We start from the raw sequence: 23,825 nt of genomic DNA, 5'->3' as shown, positions 1-23,825 counted from the left end.
GAACATTCACATCAATATTGCCGCAGCAGCGCCGCCAACCGCCCCTGCACGCGCACGCGCTCGGCCGGGTAGATCTTCGTCTCATAGCGGATATTCGCCGGCTCCAGCGCGATCGAGTTGCCCCGGCGGCGCAGGCGCTTCAGCGTCACCTCGCTCTCATCCACCAGCGCCACGATGATCTGCCCGGTCTCCGCCGTCTCGCCCTTGCGGATGATCACGATATCGCCGTCCAAAATCCCGGCCTCGATCATCGAGTCGCCCTCCACCCGCAGGGCAAAATGCTCGCCCTGGCCAAGCATCGCCATCGGCACCTCGACCTGCTCGGCCTCGTCACGCAGCGCCTCGATCGGCAGGCCCGCGGCGATCTTGCCGTAGAGCGGCAGGCTCACCGCCCCGGCCTCGTTGGCGGCGCGCACGCCCGGCAGCTTGCCCGAGAAATTACCCTGGATCACATTCGGCGCGAAGCGCGAAGCGCCACGCGTGGGCGGGGCCAGATCCTCCGAGAGGCGCACAACCTCCAGCGCCCGCGCGCGGTGTTTATGGCGCTTGAGAAAGCCGCGCTCCTCCAGCGCCGTGATCAGCCGGTGAATGCCGGATTTCGAGCGCAGATCCAGTGCCGCCTTCATTTCCTCGAAGCTCGGGCTGCACCCGGTCTCACGCAGATGCTTGTCGATGAACACCAGCAGCTCATGTTGCTTCGTCGTCAGCATGCATCTCTCCAAACCAGCCCGGCCATACCGGGAACAAAGCGCTAACTCGCGTAATGTTCTAGTTTGGTTCTCGTTTACACGTCAAGCGTTAGCGGCGTCCAGGCGGATGATGTCGACCATCGCCCCGGCATCCAGCGCGCCCTGGTGCGGCGGGCGGCGGATTAGCGCCTGGGCCGCCGCCAGCGCCCGCAGCATCGAGGAATCCTGCACCGGCAGCGGCGTCGCCACCCAGCCCCCGGCCTCGCGTGTCAGGGTGGCGCGTAGATAATCCTCGCGCTGGTCATTGGCGCGCAACGCCGCCCCCAGCCGCGCGGGCTCCAGCACTGGCCCCGCCGGCGCGCCGCCCGCCAATACGCGCAGCGCCGGCTCCAGAAACAACGCGGCGCAGACATAGGCCGAGACCGGGTTGCCCGGCAGGCCGAGCACCGGCATCCCCTCCACCCGGCCGAAGATCAGCGGCTTGCCTGGGCGCATGGCGATTTTCCAGAAATCCAGTACGAAGCCCTCGGCCGAAAGCCCCTCCAGCACCAGATCATGCGCACCGACACTGGCGCCGCCCGTGGTCACCAGCATATCCGCCCCGCGCGCGCCAGCCAGCGCGGCGGCGATGGCCGCGCCGTCATCCGGCACCGGCGGCAGCACCAGCGGCACGCCGCCCTGCGCCGCCACGAAAGCCGCCAGCATCGGTGAATTGGAATTGGCGATGCCGCCGTGGCGGATCTCGGTGCCGGGCAGCGCGATCTCGTCCCCCGTGGCCAGGATCGCCACGCGCGGACGCCGATGCACGCGCAGCGAGGGCTGATTACCCGCCGCGGCCAACCCGATCTCGCGCGGGCCGAGCCGCCGGCCAGCGGGCAGCAACACATCGCCCGCCGCGAAATCCAACCCGGCGCGGCGGATATGCCGCCCCGGCCCTGGGTTGTCGCGCACGCTCACCACCTCGCCCGCGACCTCGGCATCTTCCTGGATGAGAATGGTATCGGCGCCCTCGGGCACGAAGCTGCCGGTGAAGATCCGCACCGTCTCGCCCGGCCCGACGCGCCCGGCGAAGGGCCGCCCGGCCGGCGCCGCGCCGATCAGCCTGAGCTGCGCTCCCGCCGCGCCATCCGCCGCGCGAATCGCATAGCCATCCATGGCCGAGACATCCGCCGGGGGCTGCGTCAGCCGCGCCACCACCGGTGCGGCCAAGACTCTGCCAAGCCCCTCGGCCAGCGGCGCGATCTCGTCACCCACCTGTCGCAGCCCCGCCAGAATCCGCCCGCGCGCCTCGTCCACACTGATCATGGCTGGCTGAACTCCCCCGTCTTGCCGCCGGATTTATAAACCAGCCGCACCGCCTCGATTCGCATCCCGCGATCCACCGCCTTGGCCATGTCATACACGGTCAGCGCCGCCACGCTCACGGCGGTCAGAGCCTCCATCTCCGCCCCGGTGCGCCCGGTGGTCTTCACCGTAGCGGTGATCTCCACCGCGTCCTCGGCCAGGGTCAGGTCCAGCTTCACCGCGTCAAGCGCCAAGGCGTGGCAGAGCGGAATCAGCTCCGCCGTGCGCTTGGCGGCCATAATCCCGGCGATTCGCGCCGCGCCCAGCACGTCGCCCTTTTTCATGTCCCCCGCCGCGATCAGCGCGCAGGTCTCGGGGCGCATCGCCACCCGGCCCTTGGCCACGGCCTCGCGCACCGTTTCCGCTTTGGCCGACACATCGACCATGCAGGCCTCGCCCGTCTCCCCGATATGGGTGAGACCGCTCACGCCGTGCCGAGCAGGCGGCGCACCGCGGCGCCAACATCCGCTTCCCGCATCAGCGACTCGCCGACCAGGAAGCCCTGTACCCCGGCCTCTTGCAGCCGCACCACGTCGTCATGCGTCTTGATCCCCGATTCCGAGATCAGGAATTTATCCGGCGGGCACAGGCGCGAGAGTGCTTCCGAGGTCGCCAGCGAGGTCTGCATGGTCTTGAGATTGCGGTTATTGATGCCGAGCAGCGGCGTTTGCAGGCAAAGCGCGCGGTCCAGCTCGGATTCGTTATGCACCTCGACCAGCACGTCCATATCCAGCGCCCGGGCCAGCCCCTCCAGCTCGCGGGCTTGCGCGTCATCGAGCGCGGCCATGATCAGCAGCACGCAATCGGCGCCCATCGCCCTGCTTTCATAGATCTGCCACGGGTCGAGCATGAAATCCTTGCGCAGCACCGGCAGCTTCACCGCCGCGCGGGCGGCGCGCAGATATTCCGCCGTGCCCTGGAAATATTTCTCGTCAGTCAGCACCGAGAGGCAGGCCGCGCCGCTCTCGGCATAGGCTTGGGCCAGCGCGCCGGGCTCGAAATCGGGCCGGATCAGCCCGCCCGAGGGCGACGCCTTCTTGATCTCGGCGATCAGCCCGGGCCGCCCGGCCGCTACCGCGTCCATCAGCGCCCGGCCGAAGCCGCGCGGCTTATCCGCCTCGCGCGCCGCCTGCTTCATCGCCTCCAGCGGCACCAGGGCCTGCCGGGCGGCGACTTCCTCCCGCTTATCGGCGCAAATCCGCGCCAGCACATCTGTTTCGTTCACTGTTCCGCTCATTGTCCGGACATCGTTTTCAGCCGCTCCAGCACATCCGCCGCAGCGCCCCGGTCGATGGCCACGGCGGCGCGGGCCACGCCATCGGGCAGGGTCGCGGCCAGCCCGGCCACCACCAGCGCCGCCGCGGCGTTGAACAGCACCGTGTCGCGATAACCATTGCGCGCGCCGCGCAGCACATCGCGCAGCGCCGCCGCGTTCTCCGCCGCATCGCCGCCCTTCAGCGTCTCCAGCGGCACCTCGTCCAGCCCCGCATCCGCGGCCGACACGGTGAATTCACGGATCACCCCGTTGCGCAGCTCCGCCACATGGTTGGGGGCCGAGAGCACCAACTCGTCCAGTCCGCCGCCATGCACCACCCAGGCCGATTCGCTGCCCAGATCACGCAGCGTCTCCGCCATCGGCCGCGCCCAGGCCGGGTCGTACACACCCACCAGCTGGCGCTTCACCCCGGCGGGGTTGGCCATCGGGCCGGTGAGGTTAAAAATCGTGCGCGTGCCGAGCTCCACGCGCACCGGCGCGGCATGGCGCATCGCCGGATGGTGGCGCGGCGCGAACAGGAACACGCAGCCAACCTCGCGCAAAATGCCCGAGAGCCGCTCGATCGGCACTTCGATATTCACGCCTAGCGCCGCCAAAACATCAGCGGCGCCCGAGCGCGACGACAGCGCCTTGTTGCCATGCTTGGCCACCGGCACGCCGCACCCGGCCAGCACGAAGCTGGTGGCGGTGGAGATGTTCAGGCTGGCCGCGCCGTCGCCGCCCGTGCCCACCACGTCGATCGCGTCGTCGGGTGCCTCGATGCGGGTCATGCGCGCGCGCATCGCCGTTACCGCCCCGGTCAGCTCCGCCACCGTCTCGCCGCGCGCGCGCATCGCCATCAGCATGCCGCCGATCTGCGCCGGGGTGGCTTGGCCGTCCATGATCACGCCAAACGCCACCTCGGCCTCGGCGCGGCTCAGCGTCTCGCCCCGGCCCAGCCGCGCCAGCACCGGTTTGAGCGAGGTGCTCACGCCGCCACGCTCCGCGCCTCGCGCGCCAGATTGAGGAAATTGCCCAGGATCTGGTGCCCGCCTGCGGTGGCGATGCTCTCGGGATGAAACTGCACGCCATAGATCGGCAGCGTGGCATGGCGCAGACCCATGATGGTGCCATCCTCGGTCCAGGCGGTCACCACCAGGCTCTCCGGCAGGGTGGCCCGGCGCACGATCAGCGAGTGGTAGCGCGTGGCGGTGAACGGGTTGGGCAGCCCGGCGAACACGTCGGTATTGTCGTGGAAGATCGGGCTGGTCTTGCCATGCACCGGCTCGGCGGCGCGCACCACTTCGCCGCCAAAGGCTTGGCCGATCGACTGATGGCCGAGGCACACGCCCAGCAGCGGTACCCGCCGCTCTGCCGCCAGCTTCACCATGTCGAGGCAAATCCCCGCGTCATTGGGCGTGCACGGGCCGGGCGAGAGCACCACGGCCTCGGGGTTCAGCGCCAGCGCCTCCTCGGCTGTCAGCGTGTCGTTGCGCTTCACCACGCAGGTCGCCCCCAGATCGCCCAGGAACTGCACGAGGTTGAAGGTGAAGCTGTCATAATTATCGATCAGCAGGATCATGGCTCAAGCCTCCGGCGCGGTGACATAGCGGACCGCGTCCTCCGCGGCGCGGAACAGCGCGCGCGCCTTCTGCACCGATTCCATGTATTCGGCCTCGGCATCCGAATCGGCGACCACGCCAACCCCCGCCTGCACATACATCATGCCATCCTTCACCACCGCGGTGCGCAGACCGATGCAAGTATCCATCGAGCCATTGGCGGCGAAATAGCCGATGCACCCGGCATAAAGCCCGCGGCGCGAGGGCTCCAGCTCCTCGATGATCTCCATCGCCCGCACCTTCGGCGCGCCCGAGAGCGTGCCGGCGGGGAAGCCGGCGATCAGCGCGTCCAGCGCGTCGAGATCGGAGCGCAGCTTGCCCTCGACGGTCGAAGAGATGTGCATCACATGCGAGAAGCGCTCGATCACGAAGCTCTCCACCACCCGCACCGAGCCGATCTCAGAAACCCGGCCGACATCGTTGCGCCCGAGATCGAGCAGCATCAGATGCTCGGCCCGCTCCTTGGGATCGGCCAGCAATTCGGCCTCCAGCGCCAGATCCTCGGCGGTATCGGCGCCGCGGCGGCGCGTGCCCGCCAGCGGGCGGATCGTCACCTTGCCATCGCGGCAGCGCACCAGGATCTCCGGGCTGGAGCCGACGGCGGTGAAGCTGCCGAAATCCAGGAAGAACAGGAACGGCGCCGGGTTGATACGGCGCAGGCTGCGATAGAGCGCGAAGGGCGGCAGCGAGAATTTCGCCTCGAAACGCTGCGAGGGCACGATCTGGAAAGCATCGCCGGCGCGGATGTAGTTCTTCGCCGTCTCCACCACGCCGAGGAATTCATCCTTGTCCATGTTGGAGCTCTGCTCCAGCGGCTCCAGCAGCCGCCCGGTGAGCGGCGGCACGGGGCGGTCCAGCGCCTCGGCCAGCCCGTTCAACCGCGCCTCGGCGGCGGCATAGGCGGCGGCGGCGCTCACGCCTTCGCGCGGATATACCGGCGCAGCCAGCGTCATCTCGTCGGTCACGCCGTCGAAGATGATGAACAGGCCGGGGCGGGCGAGAATGCCGTCGGGGATGCCGAGCACATCCGGCTTCAGCGCCGGCAGCTCCTCCATCAGCCGCACCATGTCATAGCCCAGATAGCCGAGCAGCCCGCCGGTCATCGGCGGCAGCCCTTCGGGCACGTCGAGCCGCGCCTGCTCGATCAGTCCGCGCAGATTTTTCAGCGGCGCCTCGCCCACCGGCGCGAAGGCATCGGGGCTGGTCCGCGCGTCGCGGTTGATCGAGGCGATGCCGTGCTCGCAGCGCCAGATCAGGTCCGGCGCCATGGCGATGATCGAGTAGCGCCCGCGCGCCACGCCGCCCTCCACGCTCTCAAACAGGAACGAGTAGGGCTGACCGTGCGCCACCTTGAGGAATGCCGCCACCGGGGTCAGCAGATCGGCGATCCCGTGCCGCCAGACCAGCGCGCCGCGTCCCTGTTCATAGGCGGCCCGGAAGGTCTCGAAACGGTCGGGGGAAACGGCGTTCATGCTCTGTCCAACGTCACTGATAAAGCTGCGAGAACAGCTTCTGGTTCACATTCACCTTGTCGCGCTGCTGCAGCCCGTCAAGGAAGCTGCCACCGATATCCTGCTGCAGCAGCTTTGTCATCGCCTGGCCGAGTTGGGCGTAATCCGCCGCGTCCTGCTCCGGCGTCGGGTTCACCACCTGGCTCAGCACCGCCACGGTGAAGCCGGTCGCGGTCTGCACCATCGTCGCCTCGCCCGGCTTCAGGCTGAAGATCACCGAGACGAATTGCGAATCGAGCCCGGCGGGGGGCTGGCCGTCGCGCGTGATGGCGGCGGTGGTGGTCACGCTCTCATGCCCGGCGGCGGCCAGCGCCGGCAGCGCCTGGCCGTGGTTCACGGCATAAAACATGTCGGCCGCCTTCTGCTCGGCCTCGCGGCTCTGCGCGTCGGCGGTCCAGGCGGCCAGCACCTTGCCGCGCACCTGCGCGAAGGGCGCCAGCGCGGGCGGGATCACCTGATCCACGGTGAGCGCGAAATAGCTGCCATCAGGGCCGTTGGTGAGCTGCGCCGGGTCGCCCTGATGCGCCGCGAACGCCGCCTTCAGCACCGCCTGCCGGAGGTCATCGCCGCCCGGCAGCGGCGCGGGCGTGCCATCCGGGGTGTTGCCATTGGCGTCCAGCGTGCCCTCCACCGCCGTCAGGCCAAGATTGCCGGGCAATTGGTCGAGCGGCGTCTGCCCGGCCAGCGCGTCCTGCACCGCGTCCACAGCCTGCGCGACATCGGCCTGCGCTTTCTGCAATTGCAGCTGCTGGGTGATCTGCGCCTTCAGCGCCGCCTCGTCCGGCCCGCCCTGTCCGGCCTCGGTCACCTTGAACACATACATGCCGGTATCGCCCGCCACCGGCCCGACCACCGCGCCCGGCTGCGCCGCGAACACCGCCGCCGCGAGGCTGGGGTTGGGGATCTGCGTCTGCGTCGCGTGGTCGAGCACGATCGCGCTGGCGCCGTAGCTCTTGGCCATCGCCTGCATCTTGTCCCAGGAGGCGCCCTTTTTCCACGCTGCCTGCAGCCGCGATGAGCTGGCGAGATCACCGACCGAGAGCACCTGCACGCTGCGCGCGGGCACGCTCGGCGCGCTCGCCTGGGCGCGAGCATAGGCGGCATCCACATCCGCCTGCGCCACCTGCTCATGCGGGGCAAGCAGCGCCGGGGAAAGAATCACCAGCTTGATCTTGCGGTATTCCGGGGCGGTGAACTGGTCCGGGTGGTTGCGCCAATAGCGTTGCAGCACCGCGTCATCCGGCGCCGCCGGCATGGGCTGCGCCGCCACCGGGATCTGCACCAGGCTGGCGAAACGCTGCTGCGCCAGCGCCGTGAAGAGCGGCTTGAGCAGCGCATCCGGCGCCTGCACCCCGGCGAAGATCGGGCCGAGCAGCTGGCGGTTGCGCAGATCATTCTGCACATCGCCGATGAACTGGTCGGGCGACATATTGTTCTGCGCCAGCACCTGGGTGAATTTCGTCTTGTCGAAGGCGCCGTTGGTCTGGAATTGCGGGATGTTGTCCAGCATCTGGCGCACCGCGTCATCGGGCACCGCGAGACCCAGATGCGCCGCCTCCTGCGCCAGCACCTGCTTGCGCAAAACCTGCGCCAGGGCCTGCCCCGCGATCTGCTGGCGGGTGGCGAGGTCAGGCTGCGCCTGGCCGTTTTGCGCGGCCTGGTTCAGCCCGGCCTGATACGCGGCCTGCACCGCCGCCATATCCACCGGCTGCCCGGCGACATGCGCGACCGTGGTGCTGCCACCCGTCAGCGTGAACACGTTGGAGATGCCCCACAGCACGAAAACGGCGATCAGGAGGCCAAAAAACCCCCGCGCCACCCAGCTGCTCATCAAATTACGGACCCAGACCAGCATCGGCTCTCTTTACCCAAAACCGTCGCCTCTATAGCTAGGCCCCCGGAACTGGGCAAATGATGTATGGAATGACCGCCTGGATGTGCGAGATGGCCGAAAAAAATAAAGGCGCCCGGCGAGGGGCGCCCTGTTTACCTATCGCCGCCAGCCTGGGCCGCGGCGAGGTTGATCGCGGCCCGCGCTTAGCGGGCACCGCCCATGGCGTGGTGGTTCGGGTAGCCGCTCTGCGTGGCGGCGCTGCGCCCCATGGCGCGGCGGCGCGCGCGCGGCTTCTGGCACTCAACGTCCATCGCCTGCGCCGCCAGCAGCAACGCCACGCAACCAAACAGGATCGCCAAAAACATGAGCATCGATCGCACTCCTTACACGTTCGGAGGCATTATGCTGCAATGCAACAGGCGCTGTCCAATGTTTATGCTGCATAACAGCAAAATCGATTTTCGCGACAAATTGCACTATTGATCATGGGAGCTCACGACATGCGGCAACTTATTGCTGGTAACTGGAAAATGCATGGCCGCCTGGCCGACATCCCGGCCTATGCCGCGGCCCTGCGCGCCGCCAGCGCGCATACCGATCTGCTGATCTGCCCGCCTTTCACGCTCATCGAGCGTCTGGCGGCGGCGCTGGCGGGGGCGGGCGTCGGCGTGGGCGGGCAGGATTGCCATGGCGCCGCCCAAGGCGCGCATACCGGCGATGTCGCCGCCGCCATGCTGGCCGAGGCGGGGGCCAGCTTCGTCATCCTCGGCCATTCCGAGCGTCGGCACGACCATGGCGAGACCAGCGCTACCGTCGCCGGCAAGGCCCAGGCGGCCATTGCCGCCGGGCTGACGCCGATTATCTGCGTCGGCGAGACCGAGGCCGAGCGCGATGCCGGCGAGGCCGAGCATGTGGTGCGCAGCCAGCTCGCGCACAGCCTGCCCGCGGGCTTCGCGGGGGTCATCGCCTATGAGCCGGTCTGGGCCATCGGCACCGGGCGCACCCCGACCGAGGCCGATGTCGTCGCCATGCATGGCGCCATCCGCGCCGCGCTGGTGGAAAAGCTGGGCGAAGCCGGCAAGGGCTTGCGCATCCTGTATGGCGGTTCGGTGAAACCGGGCAACGCCGCCAGCCTGCTGTCCCTGCCCGAGGTGGGTGGCGCGCTGGTCGGCGGCGCCAGCCTCAAGGCCGAAGACCTCTTGGCGATCGCCGCCGCCGCCCCGCGCGGCTGAGCCCCGCCCGCGCCCGTGGTTGAACATTCGGCCCGGGCGCTTTAGAAGCCGCGAAACCTTTTCCAGCCAGGCCCGCTCATGATCAAAGTTCTCCTTGTCCTGCATGTCTTCGTCACCATCGCGCTGATCGGCGTGGTGCTGATCCAACGCAGCGAGGGCGGCGGGCTGGGTCTGGGCGGCGGCCAGGGCATGGGCAGCTTCATGACCGGGCGCGGCACCGCCAATCTGCTTACCCGCACCACGGCGGTGCTGGGCACGCTGTTCTTCGTGCTCTCGCTCTCGCTGGCGATGCTTTACAAGGGCAGCGCGGCCAATAACGCCGCCGCCATCCTCAACGCCCCGGCGCAAGGCACCCCGGCCGTGCCCGCCCCGGCCGCGCCCACCCCGGCGCCGCTGCCGAGCACCCTGCCGCAAACCCCGGCCGATGCCCTGCCCGCACCGAGCGCCCCGGCGCCCGGCAGCGCGCAGTAAGACCGCCCCCTCCCGTTTTCTCAACGACTCGTGTAAGGTTGGATTCCATGACGCGGTTTGTTTTCATCACCGGCGGCGTGGTGTCTTCGCTCGGCAAGGGCATTGCCTCGGCGGCGCTCGGCGCCCTGTTGCAGGCGCGCGGTTATTCCGTGCGGTTGCGTAAGCTCGACCCCTATCTCAACGTCGATCCGGGCACCATGAGCCCGTATCAGCATGGCGAGGTGTTCGTGACCGATGACGGGGCAGAGACCGACCTCGACCTCGGCCATTACGAGCGCTTCACCGGCGTCGCCGCCACCAAGGCCGACAACGCCACCACCGGGCGCATCTATTCCGAGGTGATCGCCAAGGAGCGCCGGGGCGATTATCTCGGCGCCACCGTGCAGGTCATCCCGCACATCACCGACGCCATCAAGGATGTCATCGTCCACAAGACCTCGGAGTTCGACTTTGTGCTGGTCGAGATCGGCGGCACGGTGGGCGATATCGAGTCGCTGCCCTTCCTTGAGGCCATCCGCCAGCTCGGCAACGAGCTGTCGCCCGAGCGCGCAATGTTCGTGCACCTCACCCTGGTGCCCTACATCCCCTCGGCTGGCGAGCTGAAGACCAAGCCGACCCAGCATTCGGTGAAGGAGCTGCAGAATGTCGGCATCCAGCCGCATATGCTGATCTGCCGCTGCGACCGCCCGATCCCCGAGAATGAGCGGCGTAAGATCGCCAGTTTCTGCAATGTCCGCACGGAAGCCGTGGTCCCGGCGCTGGATATCGACAATATTTATGCCGTGCCCATCTCCTATCACGAGGCGGGGATGGACCGCGAAGTGCTGCGCCATTTCAGCCTGCCCTTCGAGACCGAGCCCAATCTCGCCCGCTGGCAGCACATCGTCGACACCGTGCGCCACCCCGAGGGCGAGGTCCGCATCGCCGTGGTCGGCAAATACATCAACCTGCTGGACAGCTATAAATCCCTGGCCGAGGCGCTCACCCATGGCGGCATCGCCAACAAGGTGAAGGTGAAGCTGGAATGGGTCGATTCCGAGATCTTCGAGCAGCCCGACACGATCGAGCAGCTTGAGGGCGTGCATGGCATCCTCGTCCCCGGCGGCTTTGGCGAGCGCGGGGCGATGGGCAAGATCGAGGCCGTGCGCTTCGCCCGCGAGCATAAGGTGCCGTTCCTGGGCATCTGCTTCGGCATGCAGATGGCGGTGATCGAGGCGGCGCGCAATCTGGCCGGGCTGAAGGAGGCCTCCTCCACGGAGTTCGGCCCGTGCGAGATCCCCATCGTCGGCCTGCTCACCGAATGGGCGCGCGGCAACGAGATCGAGCGCCGCCGCGAGGGCGGTGACCTCGGCGGCACCATGCGCGTCGGCGCCTTCCCCGCCGCGCTGGCCGCCGAGTCGCTGGTGCGCGAGGTGTATGACGGCGCCGCCACCATCTCCGAGCGCCACCGCCACCGCTACGAGGTCAACATCCATTACCGCGAGCAGCTCGAAGCCACCGGCCTGCGCTTCTCCGGCCTCTCGCCCGACGGCGTGCTGCCCGAAATCGTCGAATACCCGGATCACCCCTGGTTCATCGGCGTGCAGTATCACCCGGAGCTGAAGTCGAAGCCGTTCGATCCGCACCCGCTGTTCAAGGGCTTCATCGCCGCCGCGGTGAAACAGTCGCGGCTCGTCTGAGCCGCGGTCCTGCCGGCCAGCCCCTACCACCCCAGCCCCGGCCGCACCGCGCGCGGGGGCGGGCCATGCGCCGCCGTTTCGGCCGGGGCGTTTTCGGGGGGCAGCGCGGCGGCCTGACAGTACCCGGCGCATCATTGAAAGCCTGGCGGGTTCAGGCGGATCGTGGCCGAAGGCGGCGTAGGCCGTCTGCACCGTGATGCTCGACCGTAATCGTTTTTTATTTACAACAAAAAGCCCGAACATGAGGATTCGGTGAGATGACGTCCGCTCAGAAACGCAACCGCGCCGCGTGAAATCTATGAACAGGCTCCGTTAAAAGCGGAGGGGGTATCGCCTGGGCAGCAATGGGCGTGAGAGCGGCGCACAAACGTTAATATAAACTTTTGGTTCATAGTGTTTTGCATTTTTCTGGGCTTATCATTTTTCTGCGCAGGCTTTTCTCCATGCTCAGGCTGGCGCGAAGATTTGGCTCCAGACCAAATCACCTCCACCAACATTTTCCCTCAGGAGTGTTCCGCATGTCTATGACGCGCAAGGCCGTGTCGGCCTTGAGCCTGGTTGCCGGTTTGGCTGCCGCGTTCCCCGCTTGTGCCGCAGGCCCGTTCACCCCGGCGAACAGCGTTGCCCTCACGGTCTCGGCCGATGAATCGCAGGCGCAGCTGGCTCAGCAACTCAACGGCAAGGGGTATACCAATGTCAGCCTTACGGCCCATGAGCCCAGCCGGCAGAATCCGCACCCGGAACTGAACACCCCTAACAACCAGGGCAGCGTATTTGTCCGTCAGGGCTGGAACGGCACCGCCCAGCGCGATGGCCAGACAGTGCAGATTTACGTCGACCCGTACTGAGACGTATTGTCCTTTGCCACAAAAAACAGGCCGGGGCCGCCGTGGCATCCGGCCTGTGTCCTCCGGCCAGTGGGCAGCGTCATCGCCACGGCGCGAGACGCGGCGCGCTAACCCGCTACCACCCCAGCCCCGGCAGCACCGCGCGCGGGGTCAGGCCATGCGCCGCCGCTTCGGCCGGGGCGTTTTCGGGGTGTAAAGCGTGGATGCCCGACAGCACCCAGCACGCATCGATCCCCGCCGCCGTCGCCCCCGCGATATCGGTGCGCAGCGAATCGCCCACCGCCAGCGTGCGCTCCGGCGCCGTACCCAGCATCGCCAGGGTCGGGGCGTAAATCGCCGGGTCCGGCTTGCCGCGCTGGATCACCACGCCGCCCTCGGCCTTATACAGCTCGGCCAGCAGCCCGGCGCAGATGATGCGCTGCCCGGCGCGGATCACCTCGTAATCCGGGTTGGCGCAGATCATCGGAATCCCCGCCTTCAGCCCCGCCGCCAACACCGGGCGGTAAAGCTCGGGGTCCTGCGGGCCAAGCACATCGTCCGGCCCGGTATTGAGGATGAAATCCGCCGCCGCCGGGTCGCCCGCCTCCTCATAGGGCAGGGTGTCGAACACGTCGCGGTCACGCGGCGGGCCGAGGTGATAGAGCCGCCGCCCGAGCGCCGCCGCCTCATCCGTGCGGTCGCGCAGCATCAAAAACACCGCCTCCCCGCTCGACATGATGCCGTGATACAGCTCCGGCACCACGCCCATATTGGCGAGCTGCGCGGCGATGCCATGCGGGCGGCGCGGCGCGTTGGAGAGGAACACCACCCTCTTGCCCGCCTCGCGCAGCCGGGCCAGGCAGTCCAGCACACCGGGCAAGGGCCGCACGCCGTCATGCACCACGCCCCAGAGATCGACGATGAAGCCGTCATAGCGGCGCGCCAGTTCGCTGAACCCGCTCACGCGCCGGCCCCCACCGCCTCGGCCACGCTGGCGAAGCCGCGCGCGCGCAACAACGCCGCCAGTCCGGCCTTGAGCCGGGGCAGCAGCGCCGGGCCCTGATAGGCGAAGCCGGTGTAAAGCTGCACCAGCGACGCCCCGGCCAGGATTTTGGCCAGCGCGTCCTCTGGCGTGAAAATCCCGCCCGCGCCAATGAACATCAGCCGCCCCCCGGCCAGCTTATACGCCTTGGCCAGCATGGCGGTGGAGGGCGCAAAGAGCGGCGCGCCCGAAAGCCCGCCCGTCTCGCCCTTGAAGCGGCTTTGCAAGCTGGCCGGGCGGGCGATGGTGGTGTTGGAGACGATCAGCCCCGTCACCCCATGCTGCACCGCCACCGAGATCACCGCCTCCAGCGCTTCCTCGTCGAGATCCGGCGCGATTTTCACGAATACCGGCTTGGCCGCCTGGATGCCGGAGAGGATCGCGGCGAGGCGCTGGCCGGATTGCAGGTCGCGCAGCCCGGGCGTGTTGGGCGAGGAGATGTTGATGGTGATGTAATCGGCATGCGGCGACACCGCCTGCACCAGCGCCGGGTAGTCGCGCTCGGGGTCGGCGCCCTCCTTGTTGATGCCGACATTGGCGCCCAGCACCACGCGGCGGCGGTCGGCTTGGCGCAGATTGCGCAGGAACACCTCCAGCCCCTCATTATTGAAGCCCATGCGGTTGATCACCGCGCGGTCCTCGGTCAGGCGGAACAGGCGCGGGCGCGGATTGCCCGGCTGCGGCCGGGGCGTCACCGTCCCGGCCTCGACAAAGCCGAAGCCCAGCCGCGCCAGCGCGTTCACCGCGGCGGCGTTTTTGTCGAACCCGGCGGCGAGGCCGATCGGGTTGGCGAGCGTGCGGCCGAAGGCGCGGGTCTCCAGCACCGGGTCGGCGGGGCTGGCATCCTCGCCGCCCAGACCCAGGCTCAGCGCCCGGATCGAGAGATTATGCGCGGTTTCCGGGTCCAGCCGGCGCAGCGCCGGCATTAGCAGGGAGGACGGGAGCATCAGAACTCATTTCACGTAAACAAGGATAACCGGTGCCGCGCCGCCGCCGCGCGCGGCCAGGCTCACGCGCCCCGGCGCCACGCCATCGGCGGTGATCGCCTGGGCCACGGCTTGCGCCTGCGGGGCGAGGCTCTGCAGCGCCTGCGCCTGCGCATCGGGGCTGGCGGCGGGGGCTTCGGCCGCCACCTCAAACAACGCTTGCGGCTTGATCGCCAGTGCCTGCGCCACCGCGCTCTTCAGCGGCGCGGCGAAATCGGTGGTGCCGGGCTGGATGCTGACCAGCGGAATGCGCCCGGCGAAGGCCTCGGCAGCGGCGATCTCGGCCATGCCGGGGGTCACCGGGTTGGGCGCCAGGGTTTCCCGCCCCGGCAGGGCGCAGGCGGCGAGAGGCAGAACAGCCAGAAGGGCAAGGGCGCGCATGGTTTCCGTGTAGCCACAGGCGGCTTGCGCGGCAACAGGCAGGCGGCCATGCTGGGCCGGACATTTCAGCCGGAGGACTTCACCAGACCATGCTCGACATGATCATCCGCGGCGCCGCCCTGCCGGATGGCCGCACCAACACCGATATCGGCATCCAGGCCGGGCGCATCACCGCCGTGCAGCCCAACCTCCAGGCCGAGGCGGGCCAGGTGATCGACGCCACCGGCCGCCTCGTCACCCCACCCTTCGCCGACGCGCATCTGCATCTCGACTCCGCGCTCTCGCTCGGCCAGCCCCGGCTCAACGAATCCGGCACGCTGCTGGAGGGCATCGCGCTATGGAGCGAACTGAAGCCGCATCTCACCGTCGAGGCGATTTACGAGCGCGCGAAGAAGCTCTGCCTGTGGGCGATCGCGCGCGGCACGCTGGCCATCCGCTCGCATGTCGATATCTGCGACGACCGGCTGCTGGCGGTGGAGGCGCTCACCCGCCTGCGCCGCGATCTGCGCGCCTATCTCGACATCCAGCTCGTCGCCTTCCCGCAAGACGGCTATCTGCGCTACCCCAACGCCGCCATCAACCTGCAACGCGCGCTCGACATGGGCGTGGACGTGATCGGCGGCATCCCGCATTTCGAGCGCACGATGCAAGACGGCGCGGAGAGCGTGCGCGCGCTGATGCGCATCGCCGCCGAGCGCGGCGCGCGGGTGGACATGCATTGCGACGAATCCGACGACCCGCTCTCGCGCCATATCGAGACCCTGGCCGCGGAAACCGTGCGCCACGGCATGCAGGGGCGCGTCGCCGGATCGCATCTCACCTCGATGCATTCCATGGATAATTATTACGCCTCCAAGCTGATCTCGCTGATCGCCGAGGCCGGGGTCGGCGTCATCGCCAACCCGCTCATCAACATCACCTTGCAGGGCCGGCACGACACCTACCCCAAGCGCCGCGGCATGACGCGGGTGAAGGAGCTGATGGCGGCGGGCGTGCCGGTCGCCTTTGGGCATGATTGCGTGATGGACCCGTGGTACTCGTTCGGCACGCATGACATGCTGGAAGTCGCGGGCATGGGCCTGCATGTCGGCCAGCTCACCGCGCAGAGCGAGATCCGCGCCAGCTTCGCCGCCGTCACCGAGACCCCGGCGAAAATTCTCGGCTTGCCGAATTACGGCCTGGCGCCAGGATGCGATGCGAATCTGGTGGTGCTGCAGGCGGAAAACGCGTTCGAGGCGATTCGCATTCGCGCCGAGCGCCTCTATGTTATCCGGCGTGGCCAGGTCATCGCCCAAACCGCCCCGCGTGAGAGCCGGGTGCGGGTGGACGGCGCTGACCTAGCCATCGATTTCACACGCGCAAATCTGGGGTGAACATGAAGACAATTCTGGTAACGGGCGCCACGGCCGGGTTCGGGGCCGCCATCGCAAGGCGGTTCGTGCGCGATGGCCATCGCGTCATCGCCACTGGGCGGCGGGCCGAGCGGCTGCAAGAGCTGGCGGCGGAGCTGGGCGACAAGCTGCTGCCCGTGGCGCTGGACGTGACCGACGCCACGGCCGTCACCGGCTTCGTGGACAGCCTGCCGGAAGCCTGGCGGCGCATCGACGTGCTGATCAACAATGCCGGGCTGGCGCTGGGCCTCTCCCCGGCCTGGGAAGCCGATCTCGCCGAATGGGACACGATGATCGCCACCAACATCTCCGGCCTCGTGCACATGACCCGCGCGATCCTGCCGCAAATGGTGGCGCGCGATGAGGGCACCATCCTCAATCTCGGCTCGGTGGCGGGCGAATACCCCTATCCCGGCGGCCATGTGTATGGCGCGACCAAGGCCTTCGTGCGCCAGTTCTCGCTCAATCTGCGCGCCGATCTGGTCGGGCGGAACATCCGCGTCACCGATATCGAGCCCGGCCTGTGCGGCGGCTCGGAATTCTCACAGGTGCGCTTCCATGGCGACGAGGCAAAAGCCGCCGCAGTTTATGCCGGCACCACGCCGCTGACGCCCGACGACATCGCCGAGGCCGCGTCCTGGATCGTGTCGCTACCCAAACACATGAACATCAACCGCATCGAGATGATGCCGACCTGCCAATCCACCGGGCCGTTCGTCATCAAGCGCGGCTAGACAACTTCCAGTCGCATTATTAACCTGCCCGTAACTTTTGCGGGCAGGTCATGGCTATCACGCGCGTCAACTCCTTCGCCTTCGCCGGCATCGAGGCCCAGCGGGTCGAGGTGCAGGTGCAGATCAGCGCCGGGCTGCCGGGCTTCCTGATGGTCGGGCTGCCGGACAAAGCCGTGGGCGAGGCGCGCGAGCGGGTGCGCGCGGCGCTCACCGCCATGGGGCTGGCGCTGCCGCCCAAGCGCGTGCTGGTCAACCTCGCCCCCGCCGACATGCTGAAAGAGGGCAGCCATTTCGACCTGCCGGTGGCGCTCGGCGTGCTGGCGGCGATGGATGTGCTGCCCGCCGAGGAGCTGGCGCAATTCGCCGCGCTGGGCGAACTCTCGCTCGATGGCCGCATCAACCCCGTGGCCGGGGTGCTGCCCGCCGCCATCGGCGCGGCGCGGCGCGGCTGGGGGCTGATCTGCCCGCAGGCCCAGGGCGCCGAGGCGGGCTGGGCCGGGGAGATCGAGGTGCTCGCCGCGCCGGACTTGCTCAGCCTCGTCAACCATTTCCGCGGCACGCAGCTCATGCCCGCCCCGCCCGCCGGGCAGCTCGGCGGCGGCGGCCCCGCGCTCGACCTCGCCGATGTGCGCGGCATGGAAACCGCACGGCGGGCGCTGGAAATCGCGGCGGCGGGCGGGCACAACCTGCTGATGATCGGCCCGCCGGGGGGCGGCAAGTCGATGCTGGCGGCAAGGCTGCCGGGGCTGCTGCCCGAGCTGTCGGCGCGCGAGGCGCTGGAGGTGAGCATGGTGCATTCCGTCGCTGGGCTGCTGCGCGACGGCCAGCTCATCACCCGCCCGCCTTTCCGCGAGCCGCACCACTCCGCCAGCCAGGCCGCCATCGCTGGCGGGGGCAACCGCGCCCGGCCGGGCGAGGTCTCGCTGGCGCATCGCGGCGTGCTGTTCCTCGACGAGATGCCCGAATTCCCCCGCGCCACGCTGGAGGCCCTGCGCCAGCCGCTGGAGGCCGGGCACACCACCGTCTCCCGCGCCAGCGCGCATATCACCTACCCGGCGCGCTTCCAGCTGGTGGCGGCCATGAACCCCTGCCGCTGCGGCTATCTGGGCGATGGCGCGCGCGAATGCAGCCGCGCCCCGCGCTGCGGCGAGGATTACCAGAACAAGCTATCCGGCCCGCTGCTCGACCGCATGGACATCGTCATCGAGATCACACCGCTCTCGCCCAAGGAGCTGGCCTGGGCCCCGCCCGGCGAGCCGAGCGCCGCCGTGGCCGCGCGCGTCGCCGCCGCCCGCGCCTTGGCCCGCGCCCGCTATGGCGAGGATGGCCCCACCAGCAATGCCGAGGCCGGGGGCGAGCTGATCGCGCTGACCGACGAGGCGCGGCACTTCCTCGAACATGCCGCCACGCGGCTGCGCCTCTCCGCCCGCGGCTTTACCCGCGCGATGCGCGTGGGCCGCACCATCGCCGACCTCGCCGGCAGCGAGGTGGTGCATAAACAACACGTGGCCGAGGCGCTGGCCTACCGCCACCGCCAGCCCGGCCGCGCCCCCGCGCCCAGCGCCTAGCCCAGCACCCCGGCCAGGATCGCCGACACCTCGGCTGCGAAATCCTCCGGCCGATGCGCCGCCGCCAGCCGCGCCAGGGCCGCCTCGCGCAGCGCCGTCCACAGCGCCTCGTCGCGGTAGAGCCGCGCGATTTGCACCGCGAAGCCGCGCACATCGCCCACCGGTACGGCGAGCAGCTCCCGCCCGTCCGCCCAGCCCAGCTGCCCGGCGAGCAGCGTTGTCGTCACACAGGGCAGGCCGAAGGCGGCGGCCTCGTAGAGTTTATACGGTGTGCCCGCGGCGTAGCGCGTGGGCGCGATGAACAGCCGCGCCTCGTCGTAGAGCGGGGTCAAATCATCCAGCTCGCCATGCCAGACGATGCCGGGATGATCGGCGATCCCCGCCAGCGCCACGCCGCGCGCCATGTGCCCGGCGGCGTGCAGCACCGGCGCCTCGTCCAATGCCGCCGCTAGGGCCGGGTAGATCTCATCCACATACCAGCGCAGCGCATCAAGATTCGGGCTGTCCGGCTGGTGCATCGCGCCCACGAAGAGCAGTCCCGCCCGCCCGGCGAAGCCGCGCGGCGTGGGCGCGGGGCGGCGCGCGGTGCCCAGCATTTCCGCATCCAGCCCCGCGGCACGCAGCAGCGCCGTCTCAGGCGCGTTCACCGCCAGCAGCTTCGCCGCCGCCCCGGCGCAGGCGAATTCCGTGGCGAAGGCGGCGGCGAAGTCAAACGCCTCGCCGCGCAGCGCGGCCAGCGCCGCCGCGCGCCCGGTGGCGATCGCCTCGGTATCCAGCACCACCGGCACCGCGATCCCGGCTTCCTCCAGCAAGGGCCGCACGCGGGCGAGGTTATGCGTGCGCGCCACCCAGACCAGATCGTAAACCGCCCGCCGCCCGGCCAGAAATTCCGGCAGGCTGACGAAATCCCGCCCGGCCATCACCTCCACCCCCTCGGGCAGCTCGCCATACAGGCTCATATGGTCATAGGGCGCGCCGTTGATCGGGAAGACATGCACCTCATACCCTGCCGCCGTGATCGCCCGCACGATATCGGCCGAACGCACGAAGCCCGAGCCGAGCCGGCGCAGCGGCACCGTATCCTCGATGAACAGCACGCGCTTCCGGCCGCCGCGCCCGCGCGCCAGCACCAGGTTTTCCGGCGCGGGCGGATATTGACCTTGCAGGAAGGCCGCCTGCTTGGCGCGGAACAGCCGCCGCCCCCGGCGCATCAGCGCCATCGACGCCTCGGTGGTGGCGGCGCTGCCGAACTCCATATGCTCCAGCGTCACCGCCGGGTCGTAAATCACGCGGTATCCGGCGCCGAGCATGCGCACGCATAAATCCGCGTCCTCGTAATAGGCGGGGGCGTAATCCTCGTCGAAGCCGCCCAGCGCGCGCACCAGCGCCGTGCGGCAGAGCAGGAACACGGCCGAGCAGTAATCCACCGCACGCAGGAAATTCGCCTCCGGCGCCAGCGGCGGCGCGTCGCGCAGATAGCCGGCCGTGGTGCCTTCATTCCAGATGATCGAGCCGGCCTCCTGCAACAGCCCGTTGGAGCGCACCACCTTGCCGCCCACCGCGCCGATCTCCGGGGCGCTCTCCAGCCGCGCCAGCGCCGCCGCCACCGCGCCGTATCCCAGCTCGACATCGTTGTTCAGATACAGCAGCGCCGGAGCCGAGACCTCCGCCAGCGCCAGATTCGCCGCGCGCAGAAAGCCGAAATTCTGCCCCGTCCGCAAAATCCGCGCGCCTTGCACATAGGTGCCGATCCGGCGCGTATCGTCGCCGGAGCCGTTATCCACCAGAATCAGCTCGATCGCCCCAGCGAAATTGCGCCGCAGCGAGGCCAAAGCGCGCATCGTCAGCTCGAAGCGGTTATGCGCGACCATGATCACGCTCACCGCCGGCGCGCCCGCAAAGCTGAAATCCAGCCGCTGGCGGGCGAAAATCGCGAGATCCGCCCGCGCCTTCTTCAAAAACGCCTCGCGCGTGCCGGCCTCGTCCAGCGCTGGCGGCGCCTCGGGCGGGCAATAGGCCAGCCCCTCGGGCAGCCCGATCAGGCGCAGATGCGCGAAGGCGTCGCGCACCGTCCCGGCGTTGAGATCGTTGCGCACCCGCTCATGCAGGTCACGGTAATAGGCGAGATCGATATCCGGCGCGGGCTGGCGCAGCTCGAAACAGCCGAACTGCACGAATTGCTGATAGGCGTTGCGGTACAGCCCGGCCTCGATGGCGGCGGCGATATCGGGGTAGCGGCGGCGGTAGAACGCCTCGGAGAATTGCGCCACCGGGTCGAAATGCACCGGGGCGGGGTTGGTGAGGTAATGATGCAGCGCGCCCCGGTAGCGCCCCTGCAGGATCTCCGCCTTCGCCCCCGGATGATGCTCCACATACCAAGCCGTGTCGAAATAGACGGCGGGTGCCAGCTCATCCCCGCCACCGCCCAGCGTGGCCAGGAAGTGCGCATACGGCCCCGGCCCGTCGATCTGGTCCGCCGGAATCCCCGCCTCCAGCGCCCGCGCGCGGTAGAAGGCACCATCGAACAGAAAATGCCCCATCCGTCGCTCGCGCTGGCCGGAGCGTAGATAATGATCGTAGCGCCCGAAACAGCCATGCGCGTCAAGGATCTCCAGCGTCATATCCTCGTAGAGATCGGCATAGAGCGCGTCGTCGAACAGCCAATGTGGCGACACGCCGCGATGCCCGCTCTGGCAGAAATGGTCGAAGCCCGAGGCATACCCCCCCGCGCGCACCAGTTCCGCGATATCCGGGTTGGCGGCGAGGTAATACGCCTCGTCGAATACCGGGTTGGGGCTGTGGCCCAGCCGCGCCCCGGTGGCGAGGTAATAATCCAGCACCGCCTCCGTCCCCTGCCCCGCGCAGGCTTCACGGGCCTTGGCGTAATGATGCAGATACCAGCCCGCGTCGAACACGCCCCAGGCGGGCTTCACGGGGCAATCGGGGCGGAGAATCTCATGGGCGGGGCGCGGCATTGCCCGGTCAGGTTGCAGACGAGGCAGGTTTGGTCAACCCGCCAGCACGGCCCTGATCGCCCCGGTCAGCGCCGACAACTCGTCCGCGGCGATGGTCAGCGCCGGGGTGAGGTAGAGGATGTTGCGGAACGGCCTGATCCACACGCCCTGCCTGACCAGCGCCTGGCGCAGCGCCGCCGGGTTCTCGATCCGCTCCAGCTCCACCACGCCGATCGCGCCCAGCATGCGCACATCCTTCACACCGGGCAAGCCGCGGCAGGGCGCCAGCTCACGCGCCAGCTGCGCCGAGATGGCGGCGGCTTGGGCGAGGCGCGGCTCGGTCTCAAACAAATCGAGCGAGGCATTGGCCGCCGCGCAGCCCAGCGGGTTGGCCATGAAGGTCGGCCCGTGCATCAGCGCCGTCATCGGGCTGTCGGAGAGAAAGGCGTCGAACAGCTCATCCGTGGCGATGGTGGCGGCGAGCGGCGAGGTGCCGCCGGTGAGCGCCTTCGACAGCGTGATGATATCCGGCGCCACCCCCGCCTGCTCAAAGGCGAACATCGTGCCGGTGCGCCCGAAGCCGGTGAAGATCTCGTCGAAGATCAGCGTCAGCCCGTAATGATCGGCCGCCTGGCGCAGCCGCCGCAGCACCTCGGACGGGTGCAGCACCATGCCGCCCGCGCCCTGCACCAGCGGCTCCACGATGATCGCCGCCAGGCTCTGATGCTCGCGTTCCAGAAAAGCCTCGAACCCCGCGATGCTGGCCGCCTCGCGCGGCAGCGGGATCACCGGATGCTCCGGCAGCAGCCCGGTGAACATGGCGTGCATCCCCTCCTCGGGGTCGCAGATCGCCATCGTGCCCAACGTATCGCCATGATAGCCACCGGTGAAGGCCAGCACCTTGGTGCGCCCGCGCTCGCCCCGGTTGAGCCTCGCCTGCACCGCGATCTTGATCGCCACCTCCACCGCCACCGAGCCGGAATCGGTGAAGAACACGCGGTTGAGCGCGCCGGGCAGCAGCGCGGCGAGGCGCGTGGCCAGCTGATAGGCCGGTTCATGCCCGAGCCCGCCGAACATCACATGCGGCATACGCTCCAGCTGCGCCGCCACCGCGCCAATGATATGCGGGTGGTTGTAGCCATGCGCCGCCGTCCACCAGGAGGCGATGCCGTCAATGAGCACGCGCCCGTCTTCCAGAAAGATGCGGCTGCCCTCGGTCCGCATCGCGGGCAGGGGCAGCGGCGCGGTCTGCATCTGGGCATAGGGCAGCCACACATGGCGCCAGCCCGTCTCCAGCCAGCTCATCTGCTCACGCGGCCGAGAGGCCGAGCTTCTCGAACAGCGCCTCGTCATGCGGCACCGTGGCGTTCTTGGTAGTCAGCAGCTTCTCGCCATGGAAGATCGAGTTCGCCCCGGCCAGGAAGCACAGCGCCTGGGCCTCGTCGGTCATCGCCTCGCGCCCGGCGGAGAGCCGCACATAGCTGCGCGGCATGGTGATGCGCGCCGCCGCCACCACGCGCACGAAATCGATCGGGTCGATCTTCTCGGCCTTGGCGAGCGGCGTGCCCTCCACCGCCACCAGCGCGTTGATGGGCACCGATTCGGGCGGCTCCGGCAGGCTGGCCAGCGTGGCCAGCAGCCCGGCGCGGTCGGTCTCATCCTCGCCCATGCCGACGATGCCGCCACAGCAGATATTGATGCCCGCGTCGCGCACCGCCTCCAGCGTGTCCAAGCGGTCCTGATAGGTGCGGGTGGTGATGATCTGGCCGTAATACTCGGGCGAGGTGTCGAGGTTGTGGTTGTAGTAATCCAGCCCGGCCTCTTTCAGCTTGCCGCTCTGCGCGGGGGTGAGCATGCCCAGCGTCACGCAGGTTTCCATGCCCAGCGCCTTCACGCCCGAGACCATGCTGCACACCGCGTCCAGATCGTGGTCCTTGGGGCTGCGCCACGCCGCGCCCATGCAGAAGCGCGAGGCCCCCTTCTCCTTGGCCGCGCGGGCTTCCGCCAGCACCGTCTCCACCTCCATCAGCTTGTTCGCCTTCAGCCCCGTCTCCGCCCCGGCGGCCTGCGGGCAATAGCCGCAATCCTCCGGGCAACCGCCGGTCTTGATGGAAAGCAGCGTGGAGATCTGCACCTTGGTCGGGTCGAAATGCTCGCGGTGCACGCTCATGGCGCGGAACAGCAGCTCCGGAAACGGCAACGCCAGCAGGGCGGCGACATCCGCGCGGCTCCAGCGCGGCTTGGTGGCGATATGGCTCTCAGGCACGCTTCAACTCCATCACTCAATTGCGGCACAGGTTAATCC

General features: G+C 68.7%; 22 protein-coding genes. 7 read left to right on the top strand and 15 right to left on the bottom strand.

Annotated elements, in window-relative coordinates; genetic code table 11:
• Positions 1 to 11: 11 nt before the first annotated feature.
• The 9 genes from lexA to LI953_RS01920 all read right to left on the bottom strand — a co-directional run bounded on the left by lexA (position 12) and on the right by LI953_RS01920 (position 8,626).
• On the bottom strand, positions 12 to 710 hold the full coding sequence (gene lexA, locus LI953_RS01960) for a transcriptional repressor LexA (RefSeq protein ID WP_227074303.1): 699 nt from the start codon (positions 708 to 710) through the stop codon (positions 12 to 14).
• An 81-nt stretch (positions 711 to 791) separates the two neighbouring features.
• Positions 792 to 1,994, bottom strand: coding sequence for a gephyrin-like molybdotransferase Glp (gene glp / locus LI953_RS01955; RefSeq protein WP_227074302.1), 1,203 nt, complete (start codon positions 1,992 to 1,994; stop codon positions 792 to 794).
• A complete protein-coding gene (gene moaC, locus LI953_RS01950) occupies positions 1,991 to 2,461 on the bottom strand; it encodes a cyclic pyranopterin monophosphate synthase MoaC (protein ID WP_227074301.1) in 471 nt (156 codons plus the stop codon). The genes glp and moaC overlap by 4 nt, the downstream gene beginning before the upstream one ends.
• Positions 2,458 to 3,258, bottom strand: a complete 801-nt coding sequence (gene trpC, locus LI953_RS01945; protein WP_370635730.1) for an indole-3-glycerol phosphate synthase TrpC — start codon at positions 3,256 to 3,258, stop codon at positions 2,458 to 2,460. Before trpC ends, moaC begins: the two co-directional genes overlap by 4 nt.
• An 8-nt stretch (positions 3,259 to 3,266) precedes the next feature.
• Positions 3,267 to 4,280 (bottom strand): anthranilate phosphoribosyltransferase, encoded by a 1,014-nt coding sequence (trpD, locus tag LI953_RS01940; RefSeq protein ID WP_227074299.1) that lies wholly within the window; start codon positions 4,278 to 4,280, stop codon positions 3,267 to 3,269.
• Positions 4,277 to 4,870, bottom strand: coding sequence for an aminodeoxychorismate/anthranilate synthase component II (locus LI953_RS01935; protein ID WP_227074298.1), 594 nt, complete (start codon positions 4,868 to 4,870; stop codon positions 4,277 to 4,279). The genes trpD and LI953_RS01935 overlap by 4 nt, the downstream gene beginning before the upstream one ends.
• Positions 4,871 to 4,873: 3 nt before the next feature.
• Positions 4,874 to 6,382, bottom strand: coding sequence for an anthranilate synthase component I (trpE, locus tag LI953_RS01930; RefSeq protein WP_227074297.1), 1,509 nt, complete (start codon positions 6,380 to 6,382; stop codon positions 4,874 to 4,876).
• Between the two features lie 13 nt (positions 6,383 to 6,395).
• Positions 6,396 to 8,276 carry a peptidylprolyl isomerase gene (locus tag LI953_RS01925; protein ID WP_227074296.1) on the bottom strand — a complete coding sequence of 627 codons (1,881 nt, stop codon included), beginning with the start codon at positions 8,274 to 8,276 and terminating at the stop codon, positions 6,396 to 6,398.
• 182 nt (positions 8,277 to 8,458) lie between these two features.
• Positions 8,459 to 8,626: a hypothetical protein gene (locus LI953_RS01920; RefSeq protein WP_227074295.1), complete on the bottom strand. Its 168-nt coding sequence runs from the start codon at positions 8,624 to 8,626 to the stop codon at positions 8,459 to 8,461.
• 129 nt (positions 8,627 to 8,755) lie between these two features.
• Here LI953_RS01920 and tpiA point away from each other — a divergent pair, with 129 nt between their 5' ends.
• From tpiA to LI953_RS01900, 4 genes are all read left to right on the top strand, one after another.
• On the top strand, positions 8,756 to 9,487 hold the full coding sequence (gene tpiA / locus LI953_RS01915) for a triose-phosphate isomerase (RefSeq protein WP_227074294.1): 732 nt from the start codon (positions 8,756 to 8,758) through the stop codon (positions 9,485 to 9,487).
• Between the two features lie 78 nt (positions 9,488 to 9,565).
• A complete protein-coding gene (gene secG / locus LI953_RS01910; protein ID WP_227074292.1) occupies positions 9,566 to 9,958 on the top strand; it encodes a preprotein translocase subunit SecG in 393 nt (130 codons plus the stop codon).
• Between the two features lie 47 nt (positions 9,959 to 10,005).
• Positions 10,006 to 11,637, top strand: coding sequence for a CTP synthase (locus LI953_RS01905; RefSeq protein ID WP_227074291.1), 1,632 nt, complete (start codon positions 10,006 to 10,008; stop codon positions 11,635 to 11,637).
• 518 nt (positions 11,638 to 12,155) lie between these two features.
• A complete protein-coding gene (locus tag LI953_RS01900; RefSeq protein ID WP_227074290.1) occupies positions 12,156 to 12,485 on the top strand; it encodes a hypothetical protein in 330 nt (109 codons plus the stop codon).
• A gap of 115 nt (positions 12,486 to 12,600) precedes the next feature.
• Here LI953_RS01900 and LI953_RS01895 read toward each other — a convergent pair whose 3' ends face one another.
• Genes LI953_RS01895 through LI953_RS01885 form a run of 3 tightly spaced genes read right to left on the bottom strand, consistent with a single transcriptional unit; the run spans position 12,601 to position 14,873 of the window.
• Positions 12,601 to 13,428, bottom strand: a complete 828-nt coding sequence (locus LI953_RS01895) for a TIGR01459 family HAD-type hydrolase (protein ID WP_227074288.1) — start codon at positions 13,426 to 13,428, stop codon at positions 12,601 to 12,603.
• Positions 13,425 to 14,453 carry a quinone-dependent dihydroorotate dehydrogenase gene (locus tag LI953_RS01890; protein WP_227074287.1) on the bottom strand — a complete coding sequence of 343 codons (1,029 nt, stop codon included), beginning with the start codon at positions 14,451 to 14,453 and terminating at the stop codon, positions 13,425 to 13,427. Before LI953_RS01890 ends, LI953_RS01895 begins: the two co-directional genes overlap by 4 nt.
• 6 nt (positions 14,454 to 14,459) lie before the next feature.
• Positions 14,460 to 14,873: a hypothetical protein gene (locus LI953_RS01885; RefSeq protein WP_227074286.1), complete on the bottom strand. Its 414-nt coding sequence runs from the start codon at positions 14,871 to 14,873 to the stop codon at positions 14,460 to 14,462.
• A gap of 89 nt (positions 14,874 to 14,962) precedes the next feature.
• On the opposite strand from LI953_RS01885, the gene LI953_RS01880 reads away from it, so the two are divergent.
• From LI953_RS01880 to LI953_RS01870, 3 genes are read left to right on the top strand one after another with little or no spacing between them, the layout of a single operon-like run.
• On the top strand, positions 14,963 to 16,246 hold the full coding sequence (locus LI953_RS01880; RefSeq protein ID WP_227074284.1) for an amidohydrolase family protein: 1,284 nt from the start codon (positions 14,963 to 14,965) through the stop codon (positions 16,244 to 16,246).
• Between the two features lie 2 nt (positions 16,247 to 16,248).
• The gene (locus LI953_RS01875) at positions 16,249 to 16,998 is read left to right on the top strand and encodes an SDR family oxidoreductase (RefSeq protein WP_227074283.1); all 750 of its coding nucleotides are present in this window, start codon (positions 16,249 to 16,251) and stop codon (positions 16,996 to 16,998) included.
• Between the two features lie 50 nt (positions 16,999 to 17,048).
• The gene (locus tag LI953_RS01870; protein ID WP_227074282.1) at positions 17,049 to 18,566 is read left to right on the top strand and encodes a YifB family Mg chelatase-like AAA ATPase; all 1,518 of its coding nucleotides are present in this window, start codon (positions 17,049 to 17,051) and stop codon (positions 18,564 to 18,566) included.
• Here LI953_RS01870 and LI953_RS01865 read toward each other — a convergent pair.
• Genes LI953_RS01865 through bioB form a run of 3 tightly spaced genes read right to left on the bottom strand, consistent with a single transcriptional unit; the run spans position 18,563 to position 23,786 of the window.
• Positions 18,563 to 21,541 carry a glycosyltransferase gene (locus LI953_RS01865; protein WP_227074281.1) on the bottom strand — a complete coding sequence of 993 codons (2,979 nt, stop codon included), beginning with the start codon at positions 21,539 to 21,541 and terminating at the stop codon, positions 18,563 to 18,565. The two genes, LI953_RS01870 and LI953_RS01865, sit on opposite strands and share 4 nt — an antisense overlap.
• A gap of 33 nt (positions 21,542 to 21,574) precedes the next feature.
• Positions 21,575 to 22,825, bottom strand: a complete 1,251-nt coding sequence (locus tag LI953_RS01860; protein ID WP_227074280.1) for an adenosylmethionine--8-amino-7-oxononanoate transaminase — start codon at positions 22,823 to 22,825, stop codon at positions 21,575 to 21,577.
• Between the two features lie 4 nt (positions 22,826 to 22,829).
• Entirely contained in the window at positions 22,830 to 23,786 is a 957-nt protein-coding gene (gene bioB, locus LI953_RS01855; protein WP_227074279.1) for a biotin synthase BioB, read from the bottom strand.
• Between the last annotated feature and the right edge of the window lie 39 nt (positions 23,787 to 23,825).

The organism is Acidocella sp. KAb 2-4 (assembly GCF_020567705.1).
Classification (GTDB): domain Bacteria; phylum Pseudomonadota; class Alphaproteobacteria; order Acetobacterales; family Acetobacteraceae; genus Acidocella.
This window is presented reverse-complemented; position numbering and strand designations above follow the sequence as displayed.